Here is an 18,793-nt window from a genome sequence, read left to right as displayed (position 1 = left end):
TCAATCCCGCCAGGGCTCGGACTGAAGGACGCACAGTGGACCATCGCCGCACTGCACGAGCAGGGCACCACTCTCATGGCGCACCAACACGGAACCAGGGGAGCCCGGAGCCTGGGCACCGGGCTCCACGAGCCGGGTGCTCAGCACCCGCAGACGCTGCCCCTGGAGCGAGGTGAACGCGGCACCTTCCCTGCCACCCTGGAAGGGGGCCATGCGGCAAGCACGTACCTGGAGGTGCACCGCACGAGCGGGCTGGGTCCAGTCGATCTCCCGGTAGGCGTCCTCGAAGAAACCCGCGTAGCTGCCCTGCTCTGGGGACTGGGGCTCACCGGGCTCGCCCCGCGCCACGCGGCTGAGGACATCCGGCAACAGCGCACCAGCCAGGGCCATCACCTTCTGGAGGATGACCTCCACGGTGTCTTCATCGTGGAAGGGCCTGCGGCCCTGAGCGAGCACGGGCCCGGTGTCGAAGTCCGCCTCCATGCGGTGGAAGGAGAGGCCGACTTCCAGCTCATGACCGCGCAGCGTCCAACCGAGGGGGTTGGGGCCGCGGTGGCGAGGCAGGAGCGAGGGGTGGACGTTCACGGTGCCCAGAGGGGGCACGGAGAACGCCTCGGGAGGGATGCGCCAGGGGAAGAAGAAGCTGAAGACGAAATCCGGCCGCACCGCCGAGAGCAGGGGCGCGAGGTGGGCGCGCTGACTGGCGATGAGCACGTCGGTGCCGGGAGGAGCGGCGCGAACGAGCTGATGCATGACGGACCAACCCTGCTCGTCCTCGGGACGGGGCCGTCCTGCCCCGCGGGGAGCACCAGCGCCACCAGCTCATGTCCCCGGGCACGCAGCAGGTCTCCGAAGCACATCACCACATCCGCGGAGACGGTGAGCAGCGCAATGCGCCACCCGTGGTAGCTGACGGGGAAGCTGCCGGGCGAAGAGGAACTGAGCGGCATGGCATGAGCCTATCCGCTCATGAGCCAGCACGCCCGGGCGGGAACGCGGTGTCCCTGAACGGCTCCGCAATTGACGTGGGCAGGCAGGTGTCCCTAGTCAGGAGGAGTGCCACGCACCGTGAAACCGGCCCACAGACACCTTGGTAACCATGCACCATGGAGCTCAGTCAGATGACCACGCTCCAGCTGCCGTCCTTCCTTCATGGCTCCATGAGCACAATCAGACGCAAGGCGAAGGAGGAAGGGCGTCGGTACGGAAAGCAGTACCAACTCAACGGCCCCTACCCGCCTCCACATGAATTGCGCACGGTGGCCCCCGATGACGTCGTGTTCACACACGAGATCGTCGACTTTCAGCGGGAGCGCCCAGCCTGGCGGCTTCACGAGTACTGGGAGACGCTCAGCGGCCTGTCCGACACCTTGGGGAAGAGCTACCGCCACATCAACGCCTCGCATGAGCCGGTCGTCCGTGAAACGGCCTGGGGTGCGCTGTTCTTCGCGATTTGTGGACCCGCGCCCGATAGTGCGGAGCGCACCGCGCCACGCATCAAGGCAGTACTGCACTCCTGGGACTCACTCCAACACGGGCGTTACCTCCATAAGAAGCTGAATACGTTCCTGGACCTGGAGGAGCTCATGACCGCCGCCTGTGGTTGGGCCATGGATGCCTGGTGCCCCGAAGGAGGAGACTCCGTCCGTTCACGTCTCGAAGTCGCTTCGGAGCGCATGGCTCGGGCGACGAGAGAGAACTGTGTCGAGGCCATCCTCCGCTAATTGCCCCAGATTCTTCCGTTCGCGGACAGGAAGCTACTGAGCCACCCGGAAGTCGTGATGGATCTCGCCTTATGGCGCGAGCACCTCGACACGATGGATGCACCGACGTTCGAGCGCATCTCTGGAGTACGACCGGGATGGGTTCTTGAAGCGCTGTATCGTTGGGACAGACTGCTCAACTTGCATTAGGCATGCACGTCGGCAGGCTCCCGAAGCGGACCCTATTTCCCGAGTCACCCGCTACGACGTGACCGCAACCGTCGAGCAATCCTTGCCCGGGGCTGGGTGGGTCCTTTAGCGTGCCGCCTCCTTTTGGAGGCTTCGTGCGTCCTCGTTCCTGGCTCCTCCTTTTCTGGGTCCTCATCGTCTTCACGACAGCGACGAGGGCGCATGCCTCCCCGCGGGAGTTGCGGCGGGGCACCCTCCTCGTCGAGGGAGGACCGGAGGCACCCGCCCTGCTGTACGTAGCCGCGGGCACGGTGACGCGGGTGCGCTTCGTGGACTTCCTGGAACCGCATGCGCGCCCAGGGTCCGAGCTCCAGGGGCGCGTCGAGGTAGCCCCGCTGGGAGAAGGTTCCCTGGTCATCTCCCCCGTGAAGGACCTGACCCAGGGAGAACGACTCCTGCTGCCGGTGACAGGACGCTCGAAGGCCGGAGAACCTCTCACCCTGACACTGGCACTCGTCACCCGCGAGGACACGGTGGACGCTGAAGCGTGGGTATCCAGGGCGCGGATGCAGCCCCTGCGGACGGATGCGGCGGACACGGATGAGGCGGACGCGATCGCCAGGGGGCTGCTCGTGAGCCACGAGCCAGGAACGGTCCGTCCCAGGCTGGCCCTCGCGCTTCCGGACAGCGAGCAGGTCACCACGTACGCCAGGCGCATTCGAGCATCGGCGGGCTCCGTCCTCCGGATGGACGGGCTTCTCTTCGTGACGGTGCTCATCCAGGCAGTGCTCGACCCCGTGCCCTGGAGGCTCATCCGGGCACGGCTGGAGGTGGGGTGTCACCGGGATTCAGGAAAACAAATCGGGGACGAGAGCCTGCCCACGCGTGTGACCTCGGGTGAGTCCGGGCAATACCAGTTCCACACCTTCGCCATTCCCCTACAGGAGGGTATCGACTGTCTCTCGCTGACCCTGGAGGAAGACGGTCCCCGGACGCTGCTGCTTGAGGAGCTGAAGGTGTCACCATGACGAGCCCCTTGCATCCGGACCTGCTCCAGCCAGGAGACACCGTGAGGCACTACCGGGTGGTGCGCCGTCTGGGCGCTGGAGGCTTCTCCACCGTCCTGCTCGTGGAGCATGAGGGCCGTGAATACTCCATGAAGGTGGCCACGCGGCCAGCGAACAGGGAGGACGAGACGCGCACGGATGAGCGGGCCTTCCGGGAGGCCGTCGCGCTGGGACATTTCCGCCACTCCCACCTGCCCGAGGTGCGCGAACTGGGACGCTGGCCGGACCTGGAATCGGGCTTCTTCTTCGTCGTGACCGAACACATCCCCGGCTGCACCTTCAACACCTGGCGTTGGAAGACGCAGGCGTCGCTATCCTGCTTCGTGGGAGAGCTCGCCGAGGTGGCTCGGGTCCTGGCGGAGCTACACGAGCGAGGCCTGGTGCACCGGGACCTCAAGGCCGACAACATCCTCATCAGGGACGGCGACGAGAAGCCCTTCCTCATCGACTTCGGCTCGGCGTACCTGCCCGGGGCATACACACTGACGGAGGTGTTGCCCCCAAGCACGTTCCACAACCTGCCTCCCGAGTGTGCGGCATTCCTGCTCGGTGGCGAGTGGGAGACCGGGGCGCGCCTCACCGCCACTCCAGCCATGGACCTCTACGCCTTCGGAGCCCTGCTCTACGAGGCCCTCACGGACTGCCACCCCTTCGACCCCAGGCTGCCTCGGGCGGAGCTCGCGCTCGCCATTGAGCTGTTGCCCCCCGCTTCACCTCTCCGGCTCGACCAGCGAGTGCCTCCGGGCCTGAACGACCTGACGCTACGGCTGCTGGCGAAGAAACCGGAGCAGCGCCCTCCGAGCGCTCGGGCTGTTCACGAGGAGCTGATGCGGATGTTGGAGGCGGAGGGGGAAACGGAGCACTGGAGGATGCCATATGCCTTCGAGGTAGGGCGGCCTGAGACAGCCCTGGAGGCAAGAGGAGAACCAGCCCAGCAGTCAGAGAAACCCATACCTCGACCTGATGAAGACCCCGAGCCGCTTCGCGAGGAGACAGAGGCGCAGACACCTTCACCGGCCGAACAGACAACGAACGCGCGAAAGTCCCCAGGATGGTGGGCGTATGGCGGGCCGGTGCTCCTGGTGCTCGCCCTGGCCTGGGTGCTACTCGGAATAGGGGGAAAGGGTGTTCGCGCCGGGTGCGAATCCGCAGTGGAGATGGTGTGCTCCGGCGCGGTTGCTCCCGAGAAAGGACCCCACCCCATGTTTCCCTCCAGCCGTACCGATGACACCTCCGTCCAGCCCATGCCATCCCAGCCGCTCAGCGGCCTATGCGCGCTGCTCTGCACCTGCGCCGCCTCGGCACACCTCGCGGCCTGTGCGACCACGCCAATACGTCCCGATATGGGCATCATCCTCGAGCAGTGTCCTCCCGAGGCCCGTGCCACGGCCAAGCAACTGGGCCTCCATCCTGTCATGCAGGTCCAACTGGAGACCTTCACCTGTGCGGGGTCGGAGGATTCGGTGCAGGAGTGTGCCAATGCCATCAACGTCAGGACGGGGCCTGTGGTGGGCTTGATGATCCTGAACGATGAAAAGGTCTTGAAGGTGACCGGCGAGGCGAAGGTCTTCCCGGATCGGGTCTACATCTCCTTCGATCGGGTGTACCCGACGCCCGAGGGCGCGCCTGTCCCCTTCTGTGGTGTGGCCCTGAATGACAACAAGGAACGCTTCGGCGTGACGACGCACGCGGCCCTGCCACCGGCCCATGGCCTCGACATCGTTCCAGCCAAGGTGGACCGGAGCCCCGACGCCGCAGTCCTCCGCTTCCCCATCGTGTACACCTACGTCCAAGGCCCCGGGGGCACGTTCCACCCTCAACACTGAATCCACCGCGAGGTCCCTCGGGGTCACGGGCGAGCAAGCACAGAATGTACGGGCAGTTCAGCAACCGAGCAGGCTCAAGTGGACCACGGATTGGGCCGCCTCATTGGCTACCAGGGGCAGTTCTTCAACGCCCTCTCAGGCCATATGATCCAAATTTCCCCGCCTTGACCGTGCGATAATTGCGCTCGCTGGATCGCGAGTCAGCGGGTGAATAGGAGGCAGGATGAAAGCACTCGATCTTGTCAATGGTATTCTGGATGCGGGGCTCAACGGTCTCGGACCACTGAAGAGCGCATCGGAACTGGCGGATGAATACCTGTCCGATTCGCGCTACCCGGACAACGATGCGCGTATCAACTCCCTCATCAATTGGGAAACCAGCAAGAACTTCACCTCCGGGTTCCTGACGGGGCTCGGTGGCCTGCTCACGTTGCCTGTGGCTGTGCCCGCTAGCCTGGGGGCCTCATGGGCCGTGCAGGCACGAATGGTGGGCGCCATCGCGAACATACAGGGCCGCGACACCACGGAGGATCGGGTTCGCACGCTGGCACTGCTCGCGATCGTGGGAGATGCCGGCAAAGAGGTTGTGAAGCAGGCAGGAGTGCAAGTTGGAAACAAGCTCGGGATGAAGGCCCTCGAGGCGGTTCCCGGTCGGCTCCTCATCGAGATCAACAAACTCGTGGGATTCCGTCTGCTCACCAAAGCGGGCACGACGGGTGTTATCAACCTCATCAAGGTCGTGCCAGTGGCCGGTGGGCTCGTCGGCGGCACGGTAGATGCCTTCGCCTGCCGCAAGGTGGGCGCCCTCGCTCGCGAGATGTTTGCCCCGTAACCACAAGCGTGAGCCAGCTGCGGCGCAGCGCGCTGGCTTACGTGGCACTGCCAATATGCGCCAAGGCTGAGTTTCAGGGGCGGCGAGCAGGCGAGCCCCATTCATGCAGCCTCTTGCCTGCACCCAGGAAGTATTAGACGCACGGGCAGAGCCCGTGCCCCGGTGCAACCTCCGCACACGGGGCACGGGCGCGCCCATCCACTATCCGCGCAGGAACGCGGTGCCCTGACTGCCGGCCTTCTCGGCCTCGCGCAGCACGGCGTCGTTGGGCGAGATGCCCACGATGTGGATGGCCTCGATGCCCTCTTCCAGCATCTCCAGACTCTCCTCCACCTTGGGAATCATGCCGCCCTGGATGACACCGGAGGCAATCTTCGCGCGGGCCTCGGCGGGAGTCAGCGTGGGCAGCCGGGTGGACGGATCGTCCTTGTTGGCGAGCACGCCGGGCACGTTGGACACGAGGAACAACTTCGCCGCCCCGAGCTTCGCGGCCACGCGGGTGGCCACCGTGTCCGCGTTGACGTTGAACACGTTGCCCTCGGCATCACCCGACAACGAGCCGAGCACCGGAACGAAGCCCGCGTCCGAGATGCGCTGGAAGGCCTCGGTGTTCACGCCGGTGACATCCCCCACGAGTCCCAGGTCCACCGGCTCCGGGCCCGCGCCGCTCATCACCTTGGGAGGCCGGCGCTTCGCATCGATGAGCCCGGCGGACATGCCGGTGGTGCACAGGGCGGGCACGCCCGCGATGCGGAAGGCCGAGGCCACGTCCACCGACACCTGGCCCGCGAGCGTCATCTTCATCACCTCGAGGGTGGCCTCGTCGGTGTAGCGGCGGCCCGCCACCATCTTCGGCTGCAGGCCGAGCCGCTTCTGCATCTCCGTGGCCTGGGGCCCACCACCGTGGATGACGGCCACGCGGATGCCCGCGCCGAGGAAGGCGCGCACGGCGGCGCCCACGCTCGCGGCGAGCTTCGGCTTGTCCATGGCCAGCTCGCCGCCAATCTTCACGACGAACCAGCGCCCGCGGAAGTCGGAGAGCCCGCTCACGGCCACAACCCCGGCTCAGCGAGGGTGAGGCGCTCGTCCCAGCCCATCATGAGGTTGAAGCTCTGGATGGCCTGGCCCGCGCCGCCCTTCACCAGGTTGTCGAGCGCGGAGAAGCACACCACGCGCCGGGTGTTGCCCGTCACGGGGCCGAGCGTGAAGCCCACCTCCACGTAGTTGCTGCCGGACACGCCCACCACCTCGGGCTGCCGGCCGCCGCCGACAATCCGGATGAAGGGCTCGTTGCCATACGCCGTCTTCCACGCGGCGGTGAGCTGCTCCTGCGTGACGGAGGCGGGCACCTCGGCGAACGAGGTGGAGAAGATGCCGCGCGGCAGCGGCGCCGACACGGGCACGAACTCCAGCGACATGTCCTCCTTGCCGCCCGCGATGCGCAGCGTCTGGAGGATCTCCGGGATGTGCTGGTGCTCGAGCGGCTTGTATGTGCGCAGGTTGGCCGCGCGCAGCGGGTGGTGGGTCGTAATCTGCGGGTTGGCGCCGCTGCCCGAGGAGCCCGTGGCGGCCACGGTGTGGATGGGGCCGGTGAGCAGGCCCGCCTTCGCCAGCGGCATCAGGCCGAGCGCGATGGTGGTGGCGAAGCAACCGGGGCTGGCGATGTAGCGCGCCTTGCGGATGGCCTCGCGGTTGAGCTCGGGCATGCCGTAGGTGAAGGAGCCGTCGGTGAGCATCTGCGGCGCCGGGTGGTCCACGCCGTAATACTTCGCGTAGGCGGCCGCGTCGCGCAGGCGGAAGTCGCCGGACAGGTCCACGATGCGCACGCCCGTGTTGAGGATGTCCAGCACCACCTTGGCGGTGGTCTTGTGGGGCATGGCCAGGAAGGCCACGTCCGCGCCGGCCACGGCCTGGGCGGGGGGCATCTCCTGGAAGGTGAGGTCGGTGAGCCCGGCGAGGTTGAAGTGGACGTCGCCCACCTTCTTGCCGATGTTGTCCACCGCCGTGACGCGGACCACTTCCACGTTGGGGTTGAAGAGGAGCCGGCGGAGGATCTCGGCTCCGCCGTAACCGGTACCGCCGATGAGGACTGCCTTGACCTTGTTGGCCATGTGCACTGTCTCCGGGAGGGACTTCCCGGGCGGGTGTATAGGGGGGCCCAGGCCGGGAAATCCACCTCACCGAACCGCTGACGCGTCGGGCCATGCCCAGCTGTCATCTCCCCTACTCCTCCCCGGAGGCGCACATACCCGGGGTATGAGCCGTCTGGAGTGTGCCGCTCGGTGCTGGCCTCGGGGCGGAGGCTGTGGAACGTTGGGCCTCCCATGAGCACGGAACTGAATCTGCGCCCCATCGAGCCGCGAGACGACGCGGCGGTGGCGGCGGTCATCCGACAGGTCATGCCCGAGTTCGGCGCGAGCGGCCCGGGTTTCGCCATCCACGACCCCGAGGTGAACGGCATGAGCGCGGCCTACGCGCGCCCGGGTTGCGCCTACTGGGTGGTGGAGGACGAAACGGGCCGCGTGCTGGGTGGAGGCGGCATCGCCCCCCTGGACGGCGGCGATCCCAGCGTCTGCGAGCTGCGGAAGATGTACTTCCTGCCCGAGGTACGCGGGCGGGGCGTGGGCGAGCAACTGCTGGGCCAGTGCCTCGCGTTCGCCCGGGCTGCGGGCTACCGCACGTGCTACCTGGAGACGCTCGCGGCGATGACGCAGGCGCAGAAGCTCTACCAGCGCCTGGGCTTCCAGCCGCTCCGTGCCCCCATGGGAGCCACGGGCCACTTCGGCTGCGATCGCTGGTACGCGCTCGAGCTGCGCTGAGCCGTCTCAGCCTCGCGTCGCCGCGGCCCCACGCACGCGGCGGCAGAGCGCCGAGGCCACCAGGAAGCCTTGGCTGAAGCCCTTGCGGAAGACGTTCTTGTAGAGCCGGCCCACCCCGGGAACGGCGGCGATCATGTCGCCCAGGCTCCACATCTCCTCGTGCACGTGGACCACGGGCTTCAGCTCCTCCACCGTGGAGCCCACGAGGGAGAACTCGTAGACGAGGATCGTCCGGAGCGGGTACGTGTACAGCCAGCTGAACTGCTTCAGGTTCATGATGCCGTCGACAATCGCCCGGCCGCCCCGGAGGCCCTCCTCCAGTTGGACGTTCAACTGGAAGATGTCGAAGTCGAAGGAGAACATGCAGTGGAAGCCGGCCGCGCCACGCCGGTAGATCTCGCGGCCAGTCCCTTGCTGCCAGGGATCCTTGAAGGTGATGTCCTCCCCGATGAAGGGCATGACCTCATCATCCAGAACCAGAGGAGACACGCTGGTGTCGTAGAGCACCTCGGTCATCCGCCGGAAGCGCGCCTCCAGCCGCCGGATGAGCGCCTGCTCCGTGTTCCCCATGGGGTTGCCTGCCTGCTCCCTGTCATTCACGCCGTCAAGCACGCACACAGGGTAGGCATCGTGACAACCCCCGGGAAGCCGGACCCGGATTCCAGGCCCCTGCCCTCTCAGAGGAACTGCCGCGACAGCTCGTCGATGCGGCGCAGCTCGTCGGGCGAGAGGGTGAACTTCCCCGCCCCGACGTTCTCCTCGGCGTGGCGCCCCTTCGTCGCTCCCGGGATGACCACCACCGTGTCCCCGTGGAAGTGGATCAACCAGTTGAGGGCCACCTGCGAGGGCGTGACGCCGTGGGCGGTGGCGATCTTCCGCAGCTCCTCGATGAGCGGACGGCTGCGCTCGAGCCCCTTGGCGCGGAAGCTCGGCAGGAACTTGCGCGGGCCCACGCGGTTCTGGATGAGCGTCGGATCCTCGTGGAACTTGCCCGAGAGCAGGCCCTGTGCGAGCGGTGAGTACGCGATGATGGTGATGCCGAGCTCCTTCGCCGCGGCCATCACCCCATTCGACTCGATGCGCCGGTCCAGCAGGCTGTACTGCATCTGGTTGGACACGAGCGGGATGCCCCGGCTGGCCAGCACGTCATGGAACGCGCGCATCCGCTTCGCGGAGAAATTGCTCACACCCACCGTGCGGATCTTCCCCGCCTGGACCAGGTCCGCCATCGCGTTGGCCTGGGCCGCGACCGTGGTGAACGCGAAGGGCTGGTGGATCTGATGCAGGTCGATTCCAAAGGGATTCAGGTTCGTGAGCCGGTCGCCAATCGTGCTGACGATGCTGGAGGCGCCGCGGAACGGATACGGAAACCACTTCGTGGCGACGACGGCCTCACCGGGCTTCTTCCCCAGCCGCGTGAGGGCGCTGGCGAGGGCCCGCTCCGAGCGGCCATCGCCGTAGGCCTCGGCGGTGTCGAACCAGTTGATGCCCCCGCGCAGGGACGCGTCGACGATCTCCTCCACCGTCTGGGTGGGCAGGGCCTCCCAGAAACCACCCGCCAGGCCAGAGCCCTCGGAGAACTGCCAGCACCCCAATCCAATGGCGGAGATCTCGATGTCCGAGCGCCCCAGTCTTCGCTGTATCACCGCTGTCTTCCTCCTGACGTCCGTGAGCCTTGCAACACCAGGAAGGCACCCATGTGACGTCCCTGCAACAGTGATTCTCCAGATTGCGCTGTCCCGTCCGATTCGGTAGCGAGCACGTCACAACGTCCTGGGAGCGCTTCCGCTCTTGCAGGCGCGAAGCATTCATGCCCGCCATGTCTTCTTCCCACCGCCCCGTCTTCCAAGCGCTGCTGTCCGGTACCGCCCTGCTGCTGTCCCCCGTCTCGCTGGCCCAGCAGGAGCCGGCCTCCCCGCCTCCCGCCGCCGAGCCCGCCCAGCCGCCCGGGACGGCGGCCTCTCCCGCCACACCGGCACCCGCGGCCGCGCTGCCTCCCGAGGCCAAGGAGAAGGAGAAGGAGACGCCCTGGTACGAGCGCATCAAGTTCCGGGGCTACACGCAGTTCCGCTACAACCGCCTCCCGAGCTTCGAGAGGAACGACGACCTCGTCAACGACCAGGGCGACCGCTTCCTCGGGAAGAATCAAGGCTTCGGCATCCGGCGGGCGCGGCTCGTCATCTTCGGCGACGTCCACGAGCACGTCTCCATCTACCTGCAGCCCGACTTCGCCTCCGCCATCGGAGATCAGCTCAACGTGGCCATCATGCGGGACTGGTACGCCGACATCTTCTTCGATGCGAAGAAGGAGTTCCGGATGCGCGTGGGCCAGTCGAAGGTGCCCTACGGCTTCGAGAACCTCCAGTCGAGCCAGAACCGCGCCCCGCTCGACCGTAACGACGCCATCAACAGCGCGTTCCGGGACGAGCGCGATCTGGGTGCCTTCTTCTACTGGGAGCCTGCGGAGATCCGCCAGCGCTTCGCGGACCTGGCCAACAGCAAGCTCAAGGGCTCGGGCGACTACGGCGTGGTGGGCTTCGGCGTCTTCAACGGCCAGGGCGCCAACCGCTCCGATCGCAACGACACCCCGCACGCCGTGGCCCGCGTCACCTGGCCCTTCCTGTTCGGCAAGCAGTACGTCGAGGTCGGAGTGGCGGGCTACTACGGCCGCTACAACGTCTCCACCAGCACCGGGTACACCATCCAGGGCGACAGCAACATGGTCGATACCCGCGCCGTCGCCAGCCTGGTCATCTACCCGCAGCCCATCGGCTTCGTCGCCGAGTACAACGTGGGACGTGGCCCGTCCCTCGGCGAGGGAGACGAGAACACCGTCGTCGCCAGCCGCCCGCTGCACGGTGGCTATGCGCAGCTCATGTACCGGCTGGACAATGTGCTCGGCATCTCGTTCCTCCCCTATGTGAGAGGCACCCTCTACCAGGGCGGAAAGAAGGCCGAGACGAACGCCCCCCGCTACGACGTGCGCGAGCTGGAGCTGGGCGTGGAGTGGCAGATCCTCAAGGCCCTGGAGGTGACGGGCGCCTACGTCCTCTCGGATCGCACCTCCTCGCGTGCGCCCTACGAGCAGGAGCAGGGGCACCTGACGCGCATCCAGGTCCAGGTGAACTACTGACGGGCCGCTCGCCAGGCCGCCCGCCCGGCGAAGCGCCAGTACGCGGCGGCCAGCCCCCCAGGGCATCCCCATGTTCACCGGGAACAGGAGGTGCCCGGATGGCACAGGATCAGGACAAGGGAAAGCTGCAGGCCAGCGAGGACCAGGAGAAGCTGAATCCGAAGAAGGATGACGTCTCGGGTCAGGGCCGCGAGCGCCGGGACGACGAGGAGTTTCCCAAGCACCGCAACGCGGGCGAGTTCGGCACCCACGGCGGCCCCAACAAGCCGGGCAAGGAAGACACCCGGAAGATCCATGCCCCCGGTAGCTCGAAAGCGGGCTCCCAGTAGTCTCCGGGCCCCGGCGAGCCGCAGCGGACGGACGGCCCGGACAGCCCCGGAGGCGTCCCCCCGAGCGGACAAGGAGCCCTTCGACCTCGGCGTGGTGCTCGCGCGGGTGCGCGAGTCCATCCGGGGTTTCGCGGACGCCGCCATGTTCGAGCTGGCGGCGCGCGGCCATGCGAGCCTCTTCGAGCAACTCGTGGGCTGCATCCTGTCCATCCGCACGCGCGACGAGGTGACGCTGCCCGTGGCGCTGCGGCTGCTGTCCCAGGCCCGCACGCCCGAGGCCATGCGCCAACTGGGGCCGGAGCGCATTGGCGTCCTCATCCGCCCCGTGACGTTCTCCGAGCAGAAGGCGGGGACGCTGCACACCCTCGCCACGCGCACGGTGGAGGAATTCGGCGGCGAGCTGCCGTGCGACGCCCAGGTGCTGCAGACCTTCAAGGGCGTGGGGCCCAAGTGCGCTCACCTGGCGCTGGGCATCGCCTGCGGGCAGGAGCGCATCAGCGTGGACATCCACGTGCACCGGGTGACGAACCGCTGGGGCTACGTGCGGGCGAGCACCCCCGAGCAGACGCTGGCCGCGCTGGAGGCGGTGCTGCCCCGGGAGCACTGGGTGGAGCTCAACCGGCTGCTGGTGCCCTTCGGCAAGCACGTGTGCACGGGCACGCAGCCGAAGTGCTCCACGTGTCCGGTGCTGTCCATGTGCCGGCAGGTGGGCGTGCGCCATCCGCGCTGAGGCGGCGGCGCCGTTGCCTCAGCGGTCCAGGGCGAGCAGCTGCGTCACCCGCCGCGCGAACCGCCGCCATGGGTTGGTGCGCCCACCGTGCGAGAGCGTCACCTCCTTCGAGTGCGCCAGGTCCCGCGCCCAGCACTTCGCCAGCTTCGCGGCGAGCCTCTTGTCGGCCACCACCAGGGAGCCCTCGCGCATGCGGTGCAGCGACAGCGCGTCCAGGTTGGTGGAGCCCACCACGGTCAGCCAGTCGTCCACGAGCACCGTCTTGGAGTGCATCATGGAGGGCTGGTACTCCCACATGCGGACGCCGCCCTTCAGCATCCGCTCGTAGGTGGCGCGCTGCGAGGCGCGGACGATGCGCCAGTCGTGCACGGGCCCGGCCGCGAGCACCCGCACGTCCACGCCCTGCTTCCGCTTCTCCAGCAACTGCTCGAGGATGGCCTTGGGCGGGGTAAAGTAGGCGTTGGCGATCCACAGCCGCTCACGCGCCTCGGCGAACACCATGCGCAACATGCGCTCGGCCTCGGAGATGCCGGAAGCGCCAATGCTCTCCACGAAGCCCGCGCAGGTATCACCCTCGCCCTCGCTGGACGGCTCGGGGAAGCAGCTCTCCGGAAGCAGTGCGCCACCACACTCCTGCCACGAGCGCGCGAAGGCGATCTGCATGTCGCGCACCGCGGGGCCCTCCACGCGCACGTTGGTGTCGCGCCATTCCTCGGGACTGTCTCCCTGGCCCTGCCAGGACTTCCAGATGCCGAAGCCCCCGGTGAATCCCACCTTCCCGTCGATGAGGACGAGCTTGTGGTGCGTCCGCCCGAAGAGCCGGCCGAGCCAACGCCCCGAGAGCGGCCGGAAGTAGTGCACCTCGACGCCGCCCTCGCGCAGCCGCCACTCCACCATCGGGTCGAAGTCGTGCTCGCCGCGGACCTCCTCGCTGCCCACGGGGTCCACGATGACGCGGCAGGCGACTCCGGCGCGGGCGCGCTCACACAGCGCCTCCACGATGCGCGCGGATGGCTCGCTGGGCCGCCAGATGAAGACGAGGATGTGGACGGACTCGGTGGCCTGACGGATGGCCTCGACGATTTCATCGAAGATGGCGCCGTTCTCCACCAACTCCACCCGGTGACCCGGCTCGAGCCGTACACGGGTGGACTGATAGAGCGCATGATTGAAGGCTCCCAGCCCGGGCGGCAGCGTCATGGGGCCGCGCATCTCGTGCTGGCGATTGCGGTGGTCCGGCGCCTCCCAGTCCTGTGCTTCCGTTGGTGGCGATTCCATGGCCGTGGGAAGGTAGGGACGATGCCGGGCCGGGGAAACCCTCACACGGAGCGCCGGGCCCGCCTGCCTGCCTGCCCTCCCAGGACTACTGCACGGAGGACGGGGCGCGGAACACCTGGCCGTCCTGGCCCTCGAGCACGAGGCTCGCGTCATCCTTGGGAGACACGCGCAGCGAGGCGCGGGGCTGGCCCTTGCGGTCCACGAGCAGCAACCCGGGAGCGCCGTGCTCATCAGCGCCGAGGATGGCCCGCGGACGCCCATCTCCATCCGCGAGCTCCAGGCGCGAGGACCCATCGGGCATCAGCCCCACGGAGAAGAACTCGGAACCCCCGTTGTTGCCGAGCACGAGGCGCGGGGCCTCCTCCGAGTACACGGTGAGCTCGGCGAGCATGGAGCCCTCGGCGGTGGCGAAGCGCAGGCGGGGCGAGCCGCTGGCATCCACGCCGAGCAGGGCGCGAGGCCGGCCCTGGGTATCGTGCAGCACCAGCCCTCCCTCACCGCCCTCCTGGGCCGAGAGCGTGGCGCGGGTGCGGCCCTGGCCATCCATGAGGGTGAGGCGCGAGGCCACCAGCTCCCCGCCCGTCGAGGCCCCCACGGGGCGCAGCAGGGCCATGCCCACGCCAAGCGCTCCGAGTGCGAGTGCGGCCAGGGTGACGGCTTGCAGGCGGCGGCAACGGCGCTCCAGCAACTCCAGGCGAGACTCCAGGCTCTCCATCCGTCGGGACCTCCTGTCCGGGCCTGGCCAGCCGGCACCGGCTGACCGGAGGCTAACCGAGCCCGGCCCTCCGATGCGCGGCTCCATCAAACGGTGACAGGCGCTGAACCACACCCAGAGAGTCCTGCGCACGCGCTCACCGTGAAAGGTTCTCCGATGCGGGAAGACTGGAATTCCAAAAGAGCTGATAAAATCCAGACAGGCTTGACAGTCCGAATCCCCTTGGTGTTCAATGAACCCATGAGTCGCTGAGAAGTCGGCTCAATCAAGTTTTCCCCGATTCAAGTCCGGGTACTCCCTCGGAACGTGAGGATGCGATGTCGCTCGAAGCATTCACGAAGGTGACCGAGGCCTCGAAGCTGCTGGTGGAGCACGGATTCTCTGGCCAGGCGGTGATGTCGGCCATCGAGATGGTGGGCAAGGCACTCGGGGTGGACCGGGCGGTGGTGTACGAGAACAGCACGGCGACGATGCCGGGCAAGCGCCTGGCGCCGCTGCGGCACGCGTGGGGCACGGCGCCGATGACGCCGCTCATCCAGACGTTCCCGCTGAAGGATCAGATGGCGGGCTGGGTGGAGGTGCTCTCGCGCGGGCAGCCGGTCTGGGATCTGGTGCGCAACATCCAGGGGCCGCTGCAGGTGAACCTGGAGGCGCAGGGGGTGCAGTCGGTGCTGCTGAGCCCCATCAACGTGGGCAACATCAACGGCCAGTGGTGGGGCTTCCTGCGGCTGGACGACTGCAAGAAGGAGCGCCGGTGGTCGTCGGATGAGCTGACGGTGGTCCGGACGCTGTCGCGCTCGCTGTCGAACGCGCTGCGCCAGGACATGCGGCGCGAGCAGCTGGCGCAGACGCGGCTGGAGCTGGAGAACATGATGCAGCGCTGCGCGGCGACGGGCACGCGCTGAGCCACCTCGCCCCAGTCATCGCACCGTGAACCCCCTCCCTCGCCCTCCGGGAGAGGGTCGGGGTGAGGGTATCGAGGCCCCGGGTTCCCACCCGTCTTCAGTGCCTCACGAGTCCGGCCTGGAACCGCTCTTCCTCAGCGGTCCAGGCCGCTTCTTTTTGGACGAACACGTCGAGCGTCTCGGGAAGCGCGCTCCGGGTCACGAGGGCACGGGCATACAGCTCGAGCCGCTCCGCATCGAGCAACCGGGCACGAGGAACCCACCCGCTCCCGAACCGCGCCCCCAGAACACCTCCGGCGATGGCGGCGACGGTATCGGTGTCGTAGCCCTGCTGGATGATGTCCGCGAGCACGGAGCCAGGAGCCTCGGTGGCGGTGAGCGCCCGGACGAGTCCATGAGCCCCACCGAGCAGCGCGAAGCCCTGGTTGGGATGCGCGACGGTGAAGCCCTCTGCGAGGTGCGGACGGGCCAGCGCGGAGATGCGCTCGCGCAAGGCCTCGGGAGGAAGCAGGGGCCCCTCCAGTAGCGCGGCCAGCGTCTCCGAGACGAGGTGTCCCCCCGTCTGATCGAAGGTCCACTTCTCACCCATCTGGAGCCAGCGCGCCTCCTCTTCGCGAACAGCGGGAGCCACCCCCGCCCGTACCCGGTCCACCGCCTCTCCGCGCACCAGTGCGGCCACGGACCAGGCGACGGCGTAGGCCAGGGCGGAGGCGCGCAGATCGGCGTGGGTCATCATGGAGGACTCCATGACGACGCGGGCGAGCTCGCCGGGCGAGTCACGCAACAAGGCCCCCACGGGAGCCACGCGCATAGCGGCGCCCATGCCGGCCGAGGCGCTGCCTGAGTGCTCCGGCGCCCCGCCCTTCGCGAGCTGCTGCACGGCGGTCTTGAAGTTGCGTCCGTAGCCACGCCAGGCCTTGCGGCGCATGCCCTGGACGAGCCAGCGGGCCCAGGAGGCGCGCGACCACCCGCCGGGCTCGAGCGCACAGGCGACGAGTGCCAGGCCCTGCTGGGTGTCATCGGAGTGGAGCCCCAGCGGGCGGAGCCGCGAGAGACGCTTCGTATCTCCCGCGAGAGCCTGGAGGGGCTGCTCGGAGGGCAGGTCCACGTACTCCCCGAACACCTGACGGATGAAGGAGGCGCGCCAGGTCTCGACGGGGCAGCCGAGGGCATCACCCCAGGCGAGTCCCCACAGGGCGCCCTGGGCTCGATCCTCCATGGTGCCGCCGGGATTCTCGATGGAAATGGATCTCATGGTGTACTAATGACACCATCCCATCCCTGAACCTGACAAGCGCTGGATGACGAAGCGCGCGCTACCGCCGGTCGCGATGCAGGTCGGCGAGGACGCGGCGGAGGTACCAGGCCTCGGACTTGCCGGGGTGTTGCTCCTGGAGGCGGGCCAGGTGGCGCGCGAGCGACTCCTCGGCCTGGGCCCGGGGCAGCTGGACGCTGCGGAAGTACTGGTCCTTCAGGCGGCTGGCCTCGTTGCCGGTCAGGAGCCAGTAGAGGACCCCGAGCGCCAGCAGAGCGCCCACCACCAGGACGACGATGTCCGTATTGACGACTTCTTGATTCACGCGCCGGACCCTACCGCGAGTCCCGGCTCAGAACAGCTTCCACCACTTCTTCTTCGGCGGCTCGGCTGGCTTCTGCCCGCTGTCCGGAGTGGCTGCCGGGGCCGCTGGAGCCGCCGCCGGAGTCTCGGGAGCCTGGGCCGGAGGAGCCGCGGAGGACACGGGCGCGGAGCTCCCCGCCTGTGCGGCCCCCTTCGCCGCCTTCGCACGCGGCGGAGGCGAGGGGCGGCGTCCATAACGGGCCTCCAGCGCGCGAGCCTTCTGCTGCAGCGCCTTGCCCTTCACGGGGTCCACCATGGCCACGTAATTGGCGTAGCCCACGGCGGAGGCGATGACATCCCCGCTGTTCCCCCAGCGCTTGCCCTCGGGCCCGCTCTTCTCGAGCTGGTGCAGCAGGGCGCGGAAGCGCTTGAGCGTCTCGCGGTCCACGCCGGGCTTGTCGTTGACGACGACGCCCGTCACCTCCTGCTGCCGACCGCGGCGCAACACACGGGTCTTCTCGGGGTGCGGGGTGAAGTCCTCCTCGCCCACCAGCCAGCGCACGAAGCGCAGCAGCTCGCCGGCATCGTGCGGCCCCGGCCCGTGGGCGGAGAAGGTGAGGTCATCCGCGTAGCGCGTGTAGACGAAGCCCAGCTTGCGCGCCGCGCCCGCGAGCCTCCGGTCCAACCGCCGGCAGAGGATGTTCGTCAGCGCGGGCGACGTCGGCGCGCCCTGGGGCAGCCGCCGCCCGCCCTGGGCAACGAAGAAGCGCTGCCCGTCCAGCTCCACCTCTTCCACGTCCGGCTCGGTGCACAGCAGCGCGAGCACCGTGGCGGTGGCCTCGCTGTAGCCGAGCTTCACGAAAACGCCCTTCACCCGGGGGTACAGCACCGAGGGGAAGAAGTCCTTCAGGTCCAGGTTCACCACCACGCCCGCGCCCACGTGGGGCCGGGCATTGGTGACGATGGAGCGCCCCGCGCGGAAGCCGTGGGCGGCGTCGTGCACGGGCACCTTCTCGAGGATGTTCTCCAGCACCCAGGTCTGCGCCGCCTTCAGGCGCGGCAGGGGCGCGGAGATGAGCCGGGTGCCGCCCGTCTTCTTGGGCAGCTGGAAGCGCACGTAGTTGCTCGTGGTGGACGCGGTGCGCGTGAAGCACAGCGCCCGGAGCTTCCCCACGCTCAACCCCAGCGTCTGCGCCAACACCTCCGGAGTGGCCAGCACGGGCAGCCCCAGGCGCGTCAGCTTCGCCTCGTCCGGGGTGCGCTCGCTCAGGCCGCCGGACACGCCCCGGCCCAGGAAGAGCAGCTCCTTGCCCTTGCGCTCCTTCCAGGCCGCGGCCCGCGCCAGCCGCTCGCGCTCGCGCCGCTCCTTCGTCTCCTGCTGCTTGCGCCGGCTCTCCTCCAGCCGCCGCTTGCGCAGCTCGCGCTTCATCGCCTCCAGGTTGCCGAGCCGGCTCTGCTCGCTGGTGAGCGCGCGAATCTCTCCCTGCAACTCGTTGCGGCGGTGGACGACGTCCGCCGGGTCCCCGGGCAGGCCGCTGCGTGCCGGCCAGAAGCCCAGGCGCACCATCTCCTCCAGGACGACCTCGTCCTTGGAGCCGGCGCGGATGCGGTCGTACAGCTCCTGTCGGTTACGCGGAGGCTGGGAGGACATGGCGGGCCTTGAGAGAAGGGGAGAGTCCGTCCACGCGGCGGTCAGAGAGCTCCTTCGT

At 68.2% G+C, this 18,793-nt stretch carries 19 protein-coding genes; 9 read left to right on the top strand and 10 right to left on the bottom strand.

Translation table 11 applies throughout. The annotated features are described in order from the left end of the window. On the bottom strand, window positions 1–753 hold the full coding sequence (locus tag BO221_RS01535; protein ID WP_233165572.1) for a methionyl-tRNA formyltransferase: 753 nt from the start codon (window positions 751–753) through the stop codon (window positions 1–3). A gap of 368 nt (window positions 754–1,121) precedes the next feature. On the opposite strand from BO221_RS01535, the gene BO221_RS01530 reads away from it, so the two are divergent. The 4 genes from BO221_RS01530 (at window position 1,122) to BO221_RS01515 (ending at window position 5,617) form a co-directional block, all read left to right on the top strand. Continuing rightward, window positions 1,122–1,724, top strand: a complete 603-nt coding sequence (locus BO221_RS01530) for a hypothetical protein (protein WP_083680634.1) — start codon at window positions 1,122–1,124, stop codon at window positions 1,722–1,724. Window positions 1,725–2,047: 323 nt separating this feature from the next. Then, a complete protein-coding gene (locus BO221_RS01525; RefSeq protein WP_073558546.1) occupies window positions 2,048–2,920 on the top strand; it encodes a DUF2381 family protein in 873 nt (290 codons plus the stop codon). Next, the gene (locus tag BO221_RS01520; RefSeq protein WP_073558545.1) at window positions 2,917–4,785 is read left to right on the top strand and encodes a serine/threonine-protein kinase; all 1,869 of its coding nucleotides are present in this window, start codon (window positions 2,917–2,919) and stop codon (window positions 4,783–4,785) included. The genes BO221_RS01525 and BO221_RS01520 overlap by 4 nt, the downstream gene beginning before the upstream one ends. Before the next feature lie 223 nt (window positions 4,786–5,008). Continuing rightward, window positions 5,009–5,617, top strand: a complete 609-nt coding sequence (locus tag BO221_RS01515) for an EcsC family protein (protein WP_073558544.1) — start codon at window positions 5,009–5,011, stop codon at window positions 5,615–5,617. Window positions 5,618–5,818: 201 nt separating this feature from the next. On the opposite strand, the gene argB is transcribed toward BO221_RS01515, so the two are convergent. Together argB and argC are read right to left on the bottom strand one after the other, a co-directional pair. Next, on the bottom strand, window positions 5,819–6,667 hold the full coding sequence (gene argB, locus BO221_RS01510; RefSeq protein ID WP_073559398.1) for an acetylglutamate kinase: 849 nt from the start codon (window positions 6,665–6,667) through the stop codon (window positions 5,819–5,821). Beyond that, complete coding sequence (gene argC / locus BO221_RS01505) at window positions 6,664–7,728, bottom strand: N-acetyl-gamma-glutamyl-phosphate reductase (RefSeq protein ID WP_073558543.1); 1,065 nt, start codon at window positions 7,726–7,728, stop codon at window positions 6,664–6,666. Before argC ends, argB begins: the two co-directional genes overlap by 4 nt. A 213-nt stretch (window positions 7,729–7,941) precedes the next feature. Between argC and BO221_RS01500 the strand changes: the two genes are divergently transcribed. Further along, window positions 7,942–8,436, top strand: a complete 495-nt coding sequence (locus BO221_RS01500) for a GNAT family N-acetyltransferase (protein ID WP_073558542.1) — start codon at window positions 7,942–7,944, stop codon at window positions 8,434–8,436. A gap of 6 nt (window positions 8,437–8,442) precedes the next feature. Here BO221_RS01500 and BO221_RS01495 read toward each other — a convergent pair whose 3' ends face one another. Both BO221_RS01495 and BO221_RS01490 read right to left on the bottom strand, forming a co-directional pair. Beyond that, complete coding sequence (locus BO221_RS01495) at window positions 8,443–9,006, bottom strand: hypothetical protein (RefSeq protein ID WP_073558541.1); 564 nt, start codon at window positions 9,004–9,006, stop codon at window positions 8,443–8,445. Window positions 9,007–9,113: 107 nt separating this feature from the next. Then, entirely contained in the window at window positions 9,114–10,082 is a 969-nt protein-coding gene (locus tag BO221_RS01490; RefSeq protein WP_073558540.1) for an aldo/keto reductase, read from the bottom strand. A gap of 173 nt (window positions 10,083–10,255) precedes the next feature. Between BO221_RS01490 and BO221_RS01485 the strand changes: the two genes are divergently transcribed. From BO221_RS01485 to nth, 3 genes are all read left to right on the top strand, one after another. Further along, window positions 10,256–11,569, top strand: a complete 1,314-nt coding sequence (locus tag BO221_RS01485) for a porin (RefSeq protein ID WP_073559397.1) — start codon at window positions 10,256–10,258, stop codon at window positions 11,567–11,569. A 98-nt stretch (window positions 11,570–11,667) separates the two neighbouring features. Beyond that, window positions 11,668–11,898, top strand: a complete 231-nt coding sequence (locus tag BO221_RS01480) for a hypothetical protein (RefSeq protein WP_073558539.1) — start codon at window positions 11,668–11,670, stop codon at window positions 11,896–11,898. A gap of 91 nt (window positions 11,899–11,989) precedes the next feature. After that, entirely contained in the window at window positions 11,990–12,628 is a 639-nt protein-coding gene (gene nth, locus BO221_RS01475) for an endonuclease III (RefSeq protein WP_233165571.1), read from the top strand. Window positions 12,629–12,646: 18 nt separating this feature from the next. On the opposite strand, the gene BO221_RS01470 is transcribed toward nth, so the two are convergent. Both BO221_RS01470 and BO221_RS01465 read right to left on the bottom strand, forming a co-directional pair. After that, a complete protein-coding gene (locus BO221_RS01470) occupies window positions 12,647–13,828 on the bottom strand; it encodes a phosphatidylserine/phosphatidylglycerophosphate/cardiolipin synthase family protein (RefSeq protein ID WP_233165570.1) in 1,182 nt (393 codons plus the stop codon). Window positions 13,829–13,991: 163 nt separating this feature from the next. Continuing rightward, window positions 13,992–14,621: a hypothetical protein gene (locus BO221_RS01465; RefSeq protein ID WP_073558538.1), complete on the bottom strand. Its 630-nt coding sequence runs from the start codon at window positions 14,619–14,621 to the stop codon at window positions 13,992–13,994. 317 nt (window positions 14,622–14,938) lie between these two features. On the opposite strand from BO221_RS01465, the gene BO221_RS01460 reads away from it, so the two are divergent. Next, entirely contained in the window at window positions 14,939–15,526 is a 588-nt protein-coding gene (locus BO221_RS01460) for a GAF domain-containing protein (RefSeq protein ID WP_073558537.1), read from the top strand. A 97-nt stretch (window positions 15,527–15,623) separates the two neighbouring features. Here the strand turns inward: BO221_RS01460 and BO221_RS01455 are convergent, their stop codons facing one another. The 3 genes from BO221_RS01455 to BO221_RS01445 form a co-directional block, all read right to left on the bottom strand. Then, the gene (locus BO221_RS01455) at window positions 15,624–16,781 is read right to left on the bottom strand and encodes an ADP-ribosylglycohydrolase family protein (RefSeq protein ID WP_083680629.1); all 1,158 of its coding nucleotides are present in this window, start codon (window positions 16,779–16,781) and stop codon (window positions 15,624–15,626) included. 61 nt (window positions 16,782–16,842) lie between these two features. After that, a complete protein-coding gene (locus tag BO221_RS01450; RefSeq protein WP_233165569.1) occupies window positions 16,843–17,106 on the bottom strand; it encodes a hypothetical protein in 264 nt (87 codons plus the stop codon). Window positions 17,107–17,133: 27 nt separating this feature from the next. Beyond that, a complete protein-coding gene (locus tag BO221_RS01445) occupies window positions 17,134–18,735 on the bottom strand; it encodes a reverse transcriptase family protein (RefSeq protein ID WP_073558535.1) in 1,602 nt (533 codons plus the stop codon). Between the last annotated feature and the right edge of the window lie 58 nt (window positions 18,736–18,793).

Source organism: Archangium sp. Cb G35, assembly GCF_001896145.1.
GTDB lineage: Bacteria > Myxococcota > Myxococcia > Myxococcales > Myxococcaceae > Archangium > Archangium violaceum.
This window is presented reverse-complemented; position numbering and strand designations above follow the sequence as displayed.